The sequence below is a fragment of the Micromonospora sp. NPDC002389 genome (assembly GCF_040296095.1).
GTDB lineage: Bacteria > Actinomycetota > Actinomycetes > Mycobacteriales > Micromonosporaceae > Micromonospora.
Map to the genome: position 1 here is coordinate 323,725 of NZ_JBEOWP010000006.1, position 13,453 is coordinate 337,177.

The 13,453-nt window shown below is 72.5% G+C and carries 14 protein-coding genes; 6 read left to right on the plus strand and 8 right to left on the minus strand.

What is annotated here, in order from left to right:
* Window positions 1-23 precede the first annotated feature (23 nt).
* On the minus strand, window positions 24-935 hold the full coding sequence (gene ypfJ / locus ABT008_RS14450) for a KPN_02809 family neutral zinc metallopeptidase (RefSeq protein WP_350696590.1): 912 nt from the start codon (window positions 933-935) through the stop codon (window positions 24-26).
* 231 nt (window positions 936-1,166) lie between these two features.
* Here ypfJ and ABT008_RS14455 point away from each other — a divergent pair, with 231 nt between their 5' ends.
* Entirely contained in the window at window positions 1,167-2,771 is a 1,605-nt protein-coding gene (locus ABT008_RS14455) for an ABC-F family ATP-binding cassette domain-containing protein (RefSeq protein WP_350696798.1), read from the plus strand.
* 85 nt (window positions 2,772-2,856) lie between these two features.
* On the opposite strand, the gene ABT008_RS14460 is transcribed toward ABT008_RS14455, so the two are convergent.
* Window positions 2,857-3,456, minus strand: a complete 600-nt coding sequence (locus ABT008_RS14460; protein ID WP_350696591.1) for a cadmium resistance transporter — start codon at window positions 3,454-3,456, stop codon at window positions 2,857-2,859.
* Window positions 3,457-3,828: 372 nt separating this feature from the next.
* Between ABT008_RS14460 and ABT008_RS14465 the strand changes: the two genes are divergently transcribed.
* From ABT008_RS14465 to ABT008_RS14475, 3 genes are all read left to right on the plus strand, one after another.
* Window positions 3,829-4,056, plus strand: a complete 228-nt coding sequence (locus ABT008_RS14465) for a helix-turn-helix domain-containing protein (protein ID WP_007072022.1) — start codon at window positions 3,829-3,831, stop codon at window positions 4,054-4,056.
* A gap of 46 nt (window positions 4,057-4,102) precedes the next feature.
* Complete coding sequence (locus ABT008_RS14470) at window positions 4,103-4,870, plus strand: enoyl-CoA hydratase/isomerase family protein (protein ID WP_350696592.1); 768 nt, start codon at window positions 4,103-4,105, stop codon at window positions 4,868-4,870.
* Between the two features lie 110 nt (window positions 4,871-4,980).
* Window positions 4,981-6,957: an ABC transporter ATP-binding protein gene (locus ABT008_RS14475; protein WP_350696799.1), complete on the plus strand. Its 1,977-nt coding sequence runs from the start codon at window positions 4,981-4,983 to the stop codon at window positions 6,955-6,957.
* Between the two features lie 6 nt (window positions 6,958-6,963).
* On the opposite strand, the gene mug is transcribed toward ABT008_RS14475, so the two are convergent.
* The 6 genes from mug to ABT008_RS14505 all read right to left on the minus strand — a co-directional run bounded on the left by mug (window position 6,964) and on the right by ABT008_RS14505 (window position 11,468).
* Window positions 6,964-7,521, minus strand: a complete 558-nt coding sequence (mug, locus tag ABT008_RS14480) for a G/U mismatch-specific DNA glycosylase (RefSeq protein WP_350696593.1) — start codon at window positions 7,519-7,521, stop codon at window positions 6,964-6,966.
* 191 nt (window positions 7,522-7,712) lie between these two features.
* Window positions 7,713-8,474 (minus strand): SDR family oxidoreductase, encoded by a 762-nt coding sequence (locus ABT008_RS14485; RefSeq protein WP_350696595.1) that lies wholly within the window; start codon window positions 8,472-8,474, stop codon window positions 7,713-7,715.
* 119 nt (window positions 8,475-8,593) lie between these two features.
* Entirely contained in the window at window positions 8,594-9,061 is a 468-nt protein-coding gene (locus tag ABT008_RS14490) for an SCO6045 C-terminal-like domain-containing protein (protein ID WP_350696596.1), read from the minus strand.
* On the minus strand, window positions 9,058-9,873 hold the full coding sequence (locus ABT008_RS14495) for an MbnB/TglH/ChrH family RiPP precursor modification enzyme (RefSeq protein ID WP_350696598.1): 816 nt from the start codon (window positions 9,871-9,873) through the stop codon (window positions 9,058-9,060). The genes ABT008_RS14490 and ABT008_RS14495 overlap by 4 nt, the downstream gene beginning before the upstream one ends.
* Entirely contained in the window at window positions 9,870-10,793 is a 924-nt protein-coding gene (locus ABT008_RS14500; protein WP_350696599.1) for a TIGR04222 domain-containing membrane protein, read from the minus strand. The genes ABT008_RS14495 and ABT008_RS14500 overlap by 4 nt, the downstream gene beginning before the upstream one ends.
* A 102-nt stretch (window positions 10,794-10,895) precedes the next feature.
* Complete coding sequence (locus ABT008_RS14505) at window positions 10,896-11,468, minus strand: TetR/AcrR family transcriptional regulator (protein WP_350696601.1); 573 nt, start codon at window positions 11,466-11,468, stop codon at window positions 10,896-10,898.
* Window positions 11,469-11,615: 147 nt separating this feature from the next.
* Between ABT008_RS14505 and ABT008_RS14510 the strand changes: the two genes are divergently transcribed.
* A complete protein-coding gene (locus ABT008_RS14510) occupies window positions 11,616-12,290 on the plus strand; it encodes an HAD family hydrolase (protein WP_350696602.1) in 675 nt (224 codons plus the stop codon).
* Between the two features lie 158 nt (window positions 12,291-12,448).
* Window positions 12,449-13,375 carry an RIO1 family regulatory kinase/ATPase domain-containing protein gene (locus ABT008_RS14515; RefSeq protein WP_350696604.1) on the plus strand — a complete coding sequence of 309 codons (927 nt, stop codon included), beginning with the start codon at window positions 12,449-12,451 and terminating at the stop codon, window positions 13,373-13,375.
* The last annotated feature ends 78 nt before the right edge of the window (window positions 13,376-13,453 follow it).

The window sequence follows — 13,453 nt, forward strand, 5'->3', positions numbered from 1 at the left end:
GACCGGAGCCCGTCCGCACCGCGTCAGATCGCGCCGCTGAAGGTGTCGCAGGAGGCCGGGTTTCCGGTCTCGTAGCCGCGGCTGAACCAGCGCTTGCGGTCGGCCGAGGAGCCGTGCGTGAACTCCTCCGGGTTCACCGGCCGGTCGGCGCGCCGGGAGATGGCGTCGTCGCCGATGGCCTCGGCGGTGTCGATGGCCTCGGCGATGTCCTGCTCGGTGATGCTGGTGAAGATCTTCTGGCCGCGATCGTCGGCGGTGCCGGTGGCGTTCTTGGCCCAGGCGCCGGCAAAGCAGTCGGCCTGCAACTCCAGGCGGACCGACAGGTCGTTGGCGTTGCCCGGGTCCCGCTGCTGCTGGCGGCGGACCTGCTCGTTCGTGCCGAGCAGGTTCTGCACATGGTGGCCGTACTCGTGGGCCAGCACGTACGGCTGGGCGAACTCGCCGGTGGCGCCGAGCTGCCGGGCGAGCACCTCGTAGAAGGAGAGGTCGATATAGACCAGCGAGTCGGCCGGGCAGTAGAACGGGCCGACGCCCGAGTCGGCCTGGCCGCACGCGGTGTTGACGGCCTGGTCGAAGAAGACGGTACGGGTCGGCCGATACTGCTCGCCGAACGCCTCCGGCAGGGCGGTACGCCAGTACGCCTGGATCGAGTTGACGTAGAGGCTGTTGCGGCAGTCGAGCTGCTCCAACGCGTCCGGCGCCTCGCAGCGCTGCTCCAGCGCGGTGTTGTCGCCCTGCTCTCCGCCGCCGGTCATGGCATTCAGCCCGAAGCCGCCACCCACCAGCGCCACCAGCACGGCGATGACGAGCCCGACGATGCCGCCGCGGCCACCGCCGATCGGGATGGGGATGCCCAGCCCACCGCCGCCTCCACCGCCGCCTCGCCGGTCCTCCACCTGGCTGGTGTCGATCCGCGCGTTCTCGTTCAGCTCCATGATGACCCCGATCAGTCAGTGGCTCGCGGGCCGGAACCGGTCCGGACGGCGAATCGGTACCCGACGATCTTGGTCGGTAATCCGCGTTCGCCGTTCACCGGGGCCCGGTACAATCGACCCGTGCTGCTCTGCGAAGGCTGAACGCCCCGCGCCGACGGGTCACCATGATCCGCCGGCGCTTTCGTGTGCCCTGAGTCAGCCCTGCGGATCCCCGAGAGCGAGTACCCCGACATGATCAATGCCAGCGGCCTGGAACTGCGCGCCGGCGCCCGGATCCTGCTGTCCGACACCACGCTGCGAGTGCAGCCGGGGGACCGGATCGGCCTGGTCGGCCGCAACGGCGCCGGCAAGACCACCACCCTGAAGGTGCTCGCCGGTGAGGGACAGCCGTACGCCGGACAGATCGACCGGCGCAGCGCCGTCGGCTACCTGCCGCAGGACCCGCGTACCGGCGACCTGGAGGTCACTGGCCGGGACCGGGTGCTCTCCGCCCGTGGCCTGGACGCGCTGATGTCGCAGATGAAGGACCTGGAGAACCAGCTCGCCGACGGCGGCGACGAGCGCCTGGTCCGCCGGTACGGCGCGCTGGAGGACCAGTTCGCCGCGCTCGGCGGGTACGCGGCCGAGGCCGAGGCGGCCCGGATCTGCGCCAACCTGGGGCTGCCCGACCGGGCCCTCGCGCAGACCATCGGCACCCTCTCCGGTGGTCAGCGCCGCCGCATCGAGCTGGCCCGGATCCTGTTCCGCGACGCGGCCGACAACGGTGGCGGGATCCTGCTGCTCGACGAGCCCACCAACCACCTCGACGCCGATTCGATCACCTGGCTGCGCGGCTTCCTCGCCAACCACAAGGGCGGGCTGGTGGTGATCTCGCACGACGGTTCGCTGCTGGAGTCGGTGGTCAACAAGGTCTGGTTCCTCGATGCCACCCGTTCCGTGGTCGACGTCTACAACCTGGGCTGGAAGGCGTACCTGGAGGCGCGGGAGACCGACGAGCGGCGGCGGCGCCGGGAGCGGGCCAACGCCGAGAAGAAGGCCGGCGCCCTGATGGCCCAGGCGGACAAGATGCGGGCGAAGGCCACCAAGACGGTGGCCGCGCAGAACATGGCCCGGCGGGCCGAGCGCCTGATGTCGGGCCTGGAGGAGGTCCGCGTCGGCGACAAGGTGGCCAAGGTGCGTTTCCCCGCTCCGGCGCCGTGCGGCAAGACCCCGCTGACCGCGTCCGGCCTGTCCAAGTCGTACGGGTCGTTGGAGATCTTCACTGACGTGGACGTGGCGGTGGACCGGGGTTCCCGGGTGGCCATCCTGGGGCTCAACGGTGCCGGCAAGACCACGCTGCTGCGGATGCTCGGCGGGCTGCTGGAGCCGGACACCGGCGAGGTGCGGCCCGGGCACGGGCTGCGGCTGGGCTACTACGCGCAGGAGCACGAGACGCTGGACGTCGAGCGGACCGTGCTGGAGAACATGCGGGCCGCCTCGACCGAGCAGACCGACACCGAGTTGCGCAAGATCCTCGGTGCGTTCCTCTTCTCCGGCGAGGACGTGGACAAGCCCGCCGGGGTGCTCTCCGGTGGCGAGAAGACCCGGCTGGCGCTGTCGACCCTGGTCTGCTCCGGGGCGAACGTGCTGCTGCTGGACGAGCCGACCAACAACCTCGACCCGGTCAGTCGGGAGCAGGTGCTCGACGCGATCGCCAACTACCCGGGCGCGATCGTCCTGGTCACCCACGACCCGGGCGCGGTGCTGGCGCTCAAGCCCGACCGGGCCATCCTGCTGCCCGACGGTGACGAGGACGCCTGGAGTGACGACCTGCTGGAACTGGTCGAGCTGGCCTGACCCGGTGCACCGGCGGGTGTAAGGAAGGGCCCCCTACTAACGCCTGGTGTATAGGAAGGGACCCCTCCTTACACACGCGCCGGGGTCAGCGGGCGAGGTCGAGCAGGTGCCCGACGACGCCGGAGGTGGCCAGGATGACCACGCCGACGGCGATGAAGATCGTCGGCACCAGCCAGTGGCCGGCGCGTTCGACCAGCCGGGTCACCTTCGGGTGGCCGCCGAGCCAGGCGCCGGCCACGCACCACACGGCGACCAGGCCCGCGAATACCAGCCCGAAGACGGCGGCGTCGGCGACACCGAGGGTGCGCAGCACCGGCACGTAGACGGCCACGTTGTCGGCGCCGTTGGCGATGGTCACGGCGGCCACGCCGACCACACCGGCGACCACCGGGGGCGGCTCGTCGTCGTCGCGTCGCCGCAGCGCGCGGACGCCGAGGGCGATCGGCAGCAGCCCGAGCAGGCCCGTCCACTCGTCGGGTACCACCAGGAGCCCGGCCGCGACCACGGCACTGGCCAGTACCAGGGCGCCGATGCCCAGGTACTGACCGGTGACGATCTGCCCGACGCGTGGACGGCCGGTGGTGCGGGCGGCGACGAAGAACACCGTCAGGACGACGATGTCGTCGATGTTGGTGGCGGCGAAGACCACCGCGGCGACGGTCGCGGTGCCGAGCAGGTCGAGCATGGCCGGCAGCGTACGGGCAGCAGGCGCGGTCGGAGTGCGACCGAGGGCGAGGCGGCTCACCCCGCTTGGGGAGTCCGTGCCTCGGGGTGCCGGATGGTGACCACGGTCTATACCTTTGGTGAGGAGATGGTGGCGGACCGTGGTGTCGGCGGCACCGTGCGTGCGAGTGGTGGCCAGCTGCCGAAAGCCAGCTCCGGCCCGTTGACGCGCCCCGCCCCGCGGCCGTGTGCCGACGGTCGTCACCTATCGGGAAGCTGACATTGCATAGCGTGTCGGTTGGCGAATAGTTGATATCTGGCGCATGATCGTTCGAGGCGGTCTAATAGGTGGGACCGTATCCGAACCGCACAGTCTGGGACGTGAGGACACAGCATGGCAGCCACTGGCACAGCCACCAGCACTGAGAAGGGTCGCCGGATCGTCGGAGCCGAGCGTCAGACGCTCGCCAAGGACCTCGTCAAGCGGTACACCGGAGGAGAGAGCATCCGTGCTCTCGCGGCCTCGACCGGCCGATCCTACGGGTTCATTCACCGCGTGCTCACCGAGTCCGGGGTGCAGCTGCGGCAGCGCGGCGGCGCCCGGCGCCGCAAGAAGGCGTGACCCGCCCGTCAGCGTCGTACACCACCACCGCGACCCGGGCCGCCCGGTGACCACCGAGGCGACCGGGGTCCGGCTGGAGTGTGACGGGCCGATCGCCACGGTCACCCTGTGTCGGCCCGACGTGCTCAACGCGCAGACCCCGTCGATGTGGCGCGCGATGAGCGATTTCTCCCGGGACCTGCCCGGTGACGTACGTGTCGTGGTCGTTCGGAGTGAGGGGCGGGCGTTCTCCGCCGGCCTCGATCTGGCGGTCGCGGGCGCCACCGGGCCGGGCTCGTTCGCCGAGCTGGCCGCACTGCCGGAAGCGGAGTGCGCCGACCGGATCGCCGCCTTCCAGGGCGGCTTCACCTGGCTGCACCGGCCGGACGTCATCTCCGTCGCGGCCGTGCAGGGGCATGCCATCGGCGCCGGATTCCAGCTCGCCCTCGCCTGCGACCTGCGGGTGCTGGCGCAGGACGCGAAGCTGTCCATGGCCGAGGTCACGCTGGGCCTGGTCCCGGACCTGGCCGGCACGAAGCGCCTGGTGGAGTTGGTCGGCTACGCCCGTGCGCTGGAGATCTGCACCACCGGTCGGCGGATGGACGCCGCCGAGGCGGACCGGCTCGGCCTGGCCACCCTGGTGGTGCCGAACGCGGAGTTGGACGACGCGGTGCGCGACCTCACCGCCGGGCTGCTCGCGCACCAGCGTGACGCCGTGGTGGAGATCAAGGCACTTCTCGCCGGTGCGTCCGGACGGACGCACGCCGAGCAGCAGCGGGCCGAGCGGGAGGCACAGACCCGGCGGATCCGCGATCTTGCCGGGTACGCAGAATAGTAAGGACCGTTCGGGAAGATCCGGGTTACTCACGAGGTTGTCGTAGCTGTCGGGAGAATTGACCCGACGGCGTACTGAGGCCCTTCCCGGAGGTGTGTGTGTCCAACCCGATGGCCGCCGGCGGCATGGGCGGTTGGAGCATGCTGCGGTCGATGCGCAACGGTGACGAGATCTCCAGTCACCGGTTGCAGCGCGGGGTCGCTCGGCGGATCGTGGCGTTCGCCCGGCCGTACCGGCGCGACATCGTCGTGTTCCTGCTGACCGTGATCGTCGCGGCGGTGATCGGGGTGGCCACCCCGTTGCTCGCCGGTCAGGTCATCGACGCGATCACTCGGGGCGGCGACGAGGCCGGCGCGCTGGTCATCCGGCTGGCGTTCTTCATCGCCGGCCTGGCCGTCGCCGACGCGATGCTCTCCCTCGCGCAGCGCTGGTACTCGGCGCGCATCGGTGAGGGCATCATTCTCGACCTGCGGACCCGGGTCTACGACCACGTGCAGCGGATGCCGTTGCAGTTCTTCACCCGCACCCAGACCGGTGCGCTGGTCAGCCGGCTCAACAACGACGTGATGGGGGCCCAGCGGGCCTTCACCTCGACGCTCTCCGGCGTGGTCAGCAACGTGATCCAACTGCTGCTCACCGCCGCCGTGATGCTCACCCTCTCCTGGCAGATCACCGCGTTGTCGCTGGTGCTGCTGCCGGTGTTCATCATCCCGGCCCGTCGGGTCGGCCGGCGGCTGGCCGAGATCACCCGCGAGTCGTACAACCTCGACGCCAAGATGAACGCGACCATGACCGAGCGGTTCGGGGTCGCGGGCGCGCTGCTGGTGAAGCTCTTCGGTCGCCCCGACGCCGAGGCCGGGCGGTTCGCCGCCCGCGCCGAGCGGGTCCGCGACATCGGCATCACCTCCGCGATGTACTCGCGGACGTTCTTCGTGGCGATGCTGCTGGTCGCCTCGCTGGCCCAGGCGCTCACCTACGGGCTCGGCGGGTGGCTGGCGGTCACCGGCGAGGTCAGCGCCGGTACGGTGGTGACGCTCGCGTTGCTGCTCACCCGCCTCTACGGTCCGCTCACCGCGTTGAGTAACGTCCGGGTCGACGTGATGAGCGCGCTGGTCTCGTTCGACCGGGTCTTCGAGGTGCTCGACCTGGACCCGGCGATCAAGGAGCGGTCCGACGCCGTCCCGGTGCCCCGGGACGCCGGCCGGGTCGAGTTCCGTGACGTGCGCTTCCGCTACCCGAGCGCCGCCGAGATCTCCCTCGCGTCGCTGGAGGAGGTCGCCACGCTGGATCGTACGGTCAACGAGCCGGTGCTCAAGGGCGTCTCCTTCCGGGTCGAGCCCGGACAGATGGTCGCCCTGGTCGGGCCCTCCGGCGCGGGCAAGTCCACGCTGTCCATGCTGATCTCCCGGATCTACGATGTCACCGACGGCCAGGTGCTGGTCGGCGGCGTCGACGTGCGGGACGCCACCCTCGAATCGCTGCGGGACGAGATCGGCGTGGTGACCCAGGATTCGCACCTGTTCCACGAGACGATCGCCGAGAACCTGCGGTACGCCAAGCCGGACGCCACCGACGACGAGCTGTGGGCGGCGTTGGCCGGTGCACAGGTCGCCGACCTGGTCCGGGCGCTGCCCGACGGGCTGGACACCACCGTCGGCGAGCGCGGCTACCGCTTCTCCGGCGGCGAGAAGCAGCGCATCGCGATCGCCCGGCTGCTGCTCAAGGCACCCTCGATCGTGATCCTCGACGAGGCGACCGCGCACCTCGACTCGGAGAGCGAGGCGGCCGTGCAGCGGGCGCTGGCGGTGGCGCTGACCGGGCGTACCGCGTTGGTCATCGCGCACCGGCTCTCCACGGTCCGCGACGCCGACCAGATCCTCGTTCTCGACGAGGGCCGCATCGTCGAGCGCGGTCGGCACGACGAGCTGGTCGCGGTGGGTGGCCTCTACGCCGAGCTGTACCGCACCCAGTTCGCGGTGGCCGACTCGCCGACCCCGCACACCGACCAGGCCATGGTGGAGCCGGTGATCATCCCGTCGCGGGAGTACCTCGCCGACGAGGCGCTGCCGCCCGCCGCCGCCAACTGACGGCGGTCACTCCCGGGACGTCGCCTCGCGGAGTTCGGCGAAGGCGGCACCGAGCGTCTGCGGGGTGTAGTGCGCGTTCAGGCCGCTGGGGTTCGGCAGCACCCAGAGGTGGGCACCGGCCAGCGACTCCGGCTGCCGGCCGAAGGTGGCCTTCGGGCGGGCGAAGCCGATCCGGTACGCGGTCACCCCGACCACGGCCACCCAGCGCGGCCGGTACGCGGCGACCTTGCCGGTCAGCTCCCGTGCCCCGTCGACCAGTTCGGCGGCGGACAGTTCGTCGGCGCGGGCGCTGGCCCGGGCCACCACGTTGGTGATGCCCAGCCCGAGCCCGGGCAACTCGTCCTGCTCGCTGGGGTGCATCAGGCGCGGGGTGAACCCGCCCCGGTGCAGCGCCGGCCAGAACCGGTTGCCGGGGCGGGCGAAGTGCCAGCCGGTCGCGGCCGACCACAGCCCGGGGTTGATCCCGACGAACAGCACGTCCAACCCGGGCGCGATGACGTCCGGCAGCAGTCGGTCCACGGCCGCCGCCAACTCCTCCCGGGTCGGCCGGTACCCCCGATCCACGCCGTCGGTCCGCGCGGCGGGTCCGGGACCCGGCACCGTCGCGCCACGGGCGCTTCGCGCCGGGCCGCCCTCTGCTTGCCCGGTCACCGGCCGCGCAGCGCCGCCTTCCGGCTGCCCGGTCGCCGGACGGGCGGGGCTGCCTTCCGGTCGCCTGGTCGCAGGTCGGTCAGCGCCGCCCTTCGGTTGCCTGGTCACAGGCCGCGCAGCGCGCCGCCGTCGACCGGGATGGTGACCCCGGTCAGGTAGCTCGCGGCCGGGGAGAGCACGAACGCGGCCACCCTCCCGAACTCGTCGGGGTCGCCGATGCGGCGCAGCGGGATGCTGGCCTCGGCCTCGGCGCGGGCCTGTTCGGGGTCGCCGCTGGCGGCGAAGAGTTCCCGGTTCCGGTCGGTCATGATCCGCCCCGGCAGCAACCCGACCACCCGTACGCCACGGGGGCCGTACTCGTCGGCGACGTCCTTGGCGACCCCGGCCAGACCGGGGCGCAGCCCGTTGGAGATGCCCAGCCCGGTGACCGGCCCCCGCGCCGAGGTGGACAGCACGAGTGCGATGGCGCCTCCGTCGGGCAGCGCCCCGGCCACCGTCCGCACCGTCCGTACGCTGCCCAGGAAGATGGTCTCGAAGGCGTGTCGCCACTGCTCGTCGTCGACCGAGGCGGCGCTGCCGGGGGTCGGTCCGCCCACCGAGACCAGGGCGCCGTCGAGTCGGCCAAAGTGCTGGTGCGCGGCCTGTACCAGCCGTTCGGGCGTGTCCGGGTCGGTGAGGTCGGCGGTGATGCCGACGGCGTGTTCCGGCCCGCCGAGTTCGGCGGTGGCGGCGGCCACCGCGTCGGCGTGCCGGGCCGAGAGCACCACCCGGGCGCCGTCGGCGACCAGGCTCCGCGCCGTGGCGTGACCGAGGCCGCGCGAGGCGCCGGTGAGCACGTACACCCGGTCGGTGAGTCCTAGATCCATGCCACCGATCCTGCCGCAGCCGGTGCGCGTCCGGCACCTCCGGGTCCGTTCGCCCCGCCGACCCCTGATGTTAGGAGGGAACCCCTGCTATACCGCAGGCGTTAACAAGGGGCCCTTCCTTACACCCGGAGGAGGCGTACGCGGCCGGCGAGCTGAACCGCGACGGCGCCGTCGACGCGCGCGAGCGCGGGGAACCGGCGGGGGCGTGGCGCCCGACGGGCGTCGTACCGCAGGGTCGCTTCCCGGACGGCGAGTTCCTCGGCGCCCAGCGGCGGCAGTTCGGCGCGGTCGCGCAGCGCGCGGGCCAGGTCCCAGCCGTCGCGCAGGCCACCGCTGGTGGGCCGGTCGGCGGCCCAGGTGAGGAAGGCCGACGGCCAGCGCGGGCCGAGGGCGGCGGTGAGCAGCGGCCAGTGTCGGGCAACCTCGCCGGCCCGCTTGCGCAGCAGCGCCGCGCGGGCGGCGGCAAGCGGTGCGGGCGCGAACCCCGGGGGAGGTGGGCCGCCCGCCACCAACGCGGCCACCAGTCGCGCCTGTCGCTCGGCCAGCGTGTCGCCCGGCGCGGGCGGCTCGTCGGGGTCGGCGCTCACGTCACCACCGGGAACCCGCTGGCGGTGGCGATGGCGTCCAACTCGGCGCGCAGGTCGGCGGCGGGCGGGTAGTGCCCGTCGCGCTCCAGCATGACCGCCGGTGGCCGGTGCCGCGCGCACACCTCGGCGAGCAGGTCGAGGACGTCCTGGCCGACCGGGTCGGTGTGGGTGTCGTGGTAGAAGCCGCCGTGGTCGGCGCCGCCGGCGACGTGCACGTACGCGACGCGGTCCAACGGCAGCCGGTCCAGCAGGGCCAGCGGGTCGGTGCCCCGGTTACGGGCGTTGGCGTGCACGTTGGCGATGTCGAGCAGCAGCAGCGCGTCGGTGCGGTCCAGGATCTCGGTGAGGAACGTGGCCTCGTCGAGTTCGTCGTCCGGCCAGTCGAACAGCGCGGCGATCGGCTCCAGCGCGATCGGCACCGGCAGGTCGGCCCAGGCCCGGGCGACGTTGGCGCAGACCACGTCGACCGCCTCGCGGGTGCGGGGCAGCGGCAGCAGATGCCCGGCCTCCAGGCCACCGGCCCGGACGAAGGCGATGTGCTCGCTGACCAGTGGTGCCGCCACCAGTTCGGCGACCGCCGCCAGGTGGCCGACCCGGGCCGGATCGACCGGTTCGGTGCCGCCGAGGGAGAGCCGTACCCCGTGCGGCACCACGGTCACGCCGCGTCGACGCAGCTCGACCAGCCCGTCGGGTGGGTCGGCGGGGGACACGCCCTCGGCGACCACCTCGACGAAGCGCAGGCCGGGCAGGTCGGCGACGAATCCGGCGATCTCCGGTCGCCAGCCGATGCCCACCCCGTGCGGACCGGTCATCCGCCGCACCCTCCACCGCCGCCGCACCCGCCGCCGCCTCCACCACCGCAGCCACCGCCGCTGTCGCCCGCACCTGCGGTGCTGCCACCGCCGCAGGCGGCGGTGCCACCGGTGCCGGTGGCCGCCTGGCGCTGGAGCTCGGCCTGCTGGGCGAAGGTGGGGTCCATGGCCCAGATCGTGGCGCTGCCGTAGAGGGCCACCGCCATCGCCGTGCCGGCGGCGCCATAGGTGGCGTACGACGGGTTGCTGCGGGGTGCCAGGTGGTGGTTGCGCATGCGGAGCAGCCGCAGCGCCGCGTCGGCGGCCTTGGTGCGTCGGGGCACCAGGGCGAACAGCAGCGTGGTCACCACGATGAGTGCGAGTACGACGGCCACGAGATACCAGACCGGTCGCCCGTTGGCCACGCCGGCGAAGATGCGCGCGATGCCGACCGCGGACAGCACGGCCATCAGCAGTGGGCCGATCCGTAGGGTCGTCCGCTGCTCCGGGGTGACCAGCAGTCCGTGCCGGTCCAGGTCGTCCCGCAGCTCGGTGAGGGCCCGGCTCACCCACTCGGTCGTGATGACCTGGCGGGCGGGGCAGCGTTGGCTGGCGGCGTGGTGGACGGCGCGGTCGAGCGGGGTCGCGCCGGGAGGTAGGGGAGCGTCGACGGTCAGCCGGTGGTGCTTGTCGACCCCGATCACGCCCTGTCCCCGCAGCGCGCCGATGGCGGTCCAGACCGCCAGGTTCTCGCCGCCGTTGAGGAAGGCGAGCTGCTGCGGGCCGAGTTGGTCGGCGGGGGGCGCGGAGCGGCCGGACAGCACCGCCCGGCGGTGGATCAGGGTGCCGACGACGAGGACGAGCGCCGCCGCCAGGTAGAGAAACAGGAAGGTGCGGCTGGGAATGCCCCAGGTGTGGAAGTCCGCCGCGGGATCCGTCATGGCCTGCTCCTGTCGCGCGAAGGGAACGCAGACTCATTGTGGAGCGCGGACGCCACCGTGCCGAGGCCGGGACAGGCGGGTTATCGGGCCGTTACCGACTGTTCAGCGGCGACGGACGGCCTCCTCGACCAGATCGAGGACGGGGCCGAGGTCGCCGGCGGGTCGTCCCATGGCCAGGTGCAGGACCAGGCCGTCGTAGGCGAGTTCGAGGAAGCGGGCCAGCACGTCGATGGGTACGTCCTCGCGCAGCACTCCGGCCTCGCGTTGCCGGGACAGGCGGTCCCGGGTGGCCTCGGCGATGGCCGCCGAGCGCTCGGCCCACCGCTTGGCGAAGGCCGGGTCGGTCCGCAGCCGTCGGGAGACCTCCAGTTGGCTGCCGAGCCATCCGGTGGTGTCGGGGGAGACCGCGCGGGCGAGCAGGTCCCGCATGACCTGGACCAGGCCGTTGCGGGCGACGGTCTCCACCATCGTCGCGGCGTCGTCCTCGGCGACGGCCAGGAAGAGCGAGTCCTTGTCCCGGAAGTGGTGGAAGATGGCCCCTCGGGACAGCCCGGTCGCCTCTTCGAGCCGGCGCACGGTGGCGCCCTCGTAGCCGTGCCGGGCGAAGCAGGCGCGCGCGGCGGTGAGGATCTCGTGTCGACGGGCGTCGAGCTGGTCCTGACTTACTCTGGGCACGTCACGATCGTGTCAGCTCACCCGGGGTAACGCAAACCGTACGTACGGCTTGGAAATCGGGTTCTGGTCGGGGTCAGTGCCGGTACGACATCACCGCGTAACCTCCGGCCCTGTCGGGCGGGTACCGGATTCCCGTAAGGTGCCCGAGTGCCACTGCTCCTGCTGGATCTGGACAACACCCTGCTCGACCGGGCCGGGCCGTTCCGCACCTGGGCAGAGCGCTTCCTCGACGGCATCGGTGCGCCCGCGCACGACATCGAATGGCTGTTGTCGATAGACGCCGACGGGCTGACCGACCGATGGGACGTCGCGGACGCCATCCGGGACCGCTACCGCCTGCGGATCCCCTCCATCGATCTGGTCGAGGAGTTGCACGAGGGCATCGTCGAGTTCACCCGGCTCGATCCGCTGGTCGCCTGCGCGCTGCGGATCGCCGACGACGCCGGCTGGATGCCGGTGGTGGTCACCAACGGCACGGTCCGCCTACAGGACACCAAGATCCGGCGTACCGGCCTGGACCGGTACGTGGCCGACTGGGTGATCTCCGAGGAGGCCGGGGTCAGCAAGCCCAACCCCCGGATCTTCGCGCTGGCCGCGCAGCGGGCCCGGATGCCGTTGCGCGGCGCCTGGGTGATCGGCGACGGCCCGGAGGCCGACATCGGCGGCGCCACTGCGGTCGGGCTGCCCAGCGTCTGGCTGCACCGGGGTCGGCCCTGGACGGACGCCCGGTTCGCCCCGACGGTCACCGTCGACACGGTGATCGCCGCCATCGCCGCGATCATGGGCGCCACGGGTGGCGCGGCGGGGCGTACCCGCGCCTGAGGTCGAAAACCGGTTGCCCCGGCGCGCCGACGCGACGAGCATGGTCCGCGCATCGTGCTGCCGGGCGTGCGCCCGGTCGAGGAGAGGAGGTCGGTCATGGCCGTTCTCGCAGGTCAATTCCTGCCTCCATCCACCTCGAACAAGGGACGACCAGCGCAGTGCGCGATCACGACTCCTCGGTGCCGGAGCGCCGAGCCCGCGGCAAGCGCCGCTTCGACGACGACGAACCACACTTCCTGAAGCGCGGGCGGCCGTCCGGCCCCGCCCCGACCGACCCGGACGACGAGCCCGACCCGGAGACCGGCGAGGTCTGGTCCTCCTGGGACGACGCCGTGCACGGTCCGCAACCCCATCCGGCGTGGCTGGTCACCGAACTGGCGGCGAAGGACACCGAACTCGGGGTGCTCAAGACCGGCAAGGAGGCCGACGTCCACCTGGTCCGCCGGGCCGTGCCGGAGACCGATCGGGTCTGTCTGCTGGCGGCGAAGCGCTACCGCGATCCCCGACACCGGCTCTTCCACCGCGACGCCGGATATCTCGAAGGACGGCGGGTCCGCCGGTCCCGGGAGATGCGCGCGATGACCGGGCGGACCGCGTTCGGCCGGCAGATGGTCGCCGGGCAGTGGGCGGCGGCCGAGTTCGCCGCGCTGGCCCGGCTCTGGGAGATCGGCGAACGGTTCGGCACCGTCGCCGTGCCGTACCCGGTGCAGTTGCGCGGCACCGAGCTGATGCTGGAGTTCCTCGGCGACCCGGACCAGGGGCGGGCCGCGCCCCGGCTGGCCGAGCTGCGTCCCGACCCGGGCGAGCTGCGCAGGCTGTGGGAGCAGCTCGTCGACGCGCTGGTGGTGCTGGCCCGCGCCGGGTACGCGCACGGTGACCTGTCGCCGTACAACCTGCTGGTGCACGAGGGGCGGCTGGTCCTGATCGACCTGCCGCAGGTGGTCGACGTGGTGGCGAACCCGCAGGGGCGGGACTTCCTCGCCCGGGACGTGCGGGTCGTCGCCACCTGGTTCACCGCCCGGGGCCTGCCTCAGGAGCCGGACGCTCTGACCGATCTGCTGGCCCGCGAGGCCGGTCTGCGCTGACGGTCCGGGCTCGGCCGTCGGCCGGGCCGGACGACGGACTCCGGGTGGCGGTTTCGCCGCCGCCCGGAGCCCGACGGG

Excerpts from the sequence above, each read along its gene's own strand:
- ABT008_RS14485 (WP_350696595.1), bottom strand. The coding sequence starts at position 8,474 with ATGGATCTAGGACTCACCGACCGGGTGTACGTGCTCACCGGCGCCTCG.
- ypfJ (WP_350696590.1), bottom strand. The coding sequence starts at position 935 with ATGGAGCTGAACGAGAACGCGCGGATCGACACCAGCCAGGTGGAGGAC.
- ABT008_RS14465 (WP_007072022.1), top strand. The coding sequence starts at position 3,829 with ATGGCAGCCACTGGCACAGCCACCAGCACTGAGAAGGGTCGCCGGATC.
- ABT008_RS14460 (WP_350696591.1), bottom strand. The coding sequence starts at position 3,456 with ATGCTCGACCTGCTCGGCACCGCGACCGTCGCCGCGGTGGTCTTCGCC.
- ABT008_RS14500 (WP_350696599.1), bottom strand. The coding sequence starts at position 10,793 with ATGACGGATCCCGCGGCGGACTTCCACACCTGGGGCATTCCCAGCCGC.
- ABT008_RS14495 (WP_350696598.1), bottom strand. The coding sequence starts at position 9,873 with ATGACCGGTCCGCACGGGGTGGGCATCGGCTGGCGACCGGAGATCGCC.
- ABT008_RS14455 (WP_350696798.1), top strand. The coding sequence starts at position 1,167 with ATGATCAATGCCAGCGGCCTGGAACTGCGCGCCGGCGCCCGGATCCTG.
- ABT008_RS14475 (WP_350696799.1), top strand. The coding sequence starts at position 4,981 with ATGGCCGCCGGCGGCATGGGCGGTTGGAGCATGCTGCGGTCGATGCGC.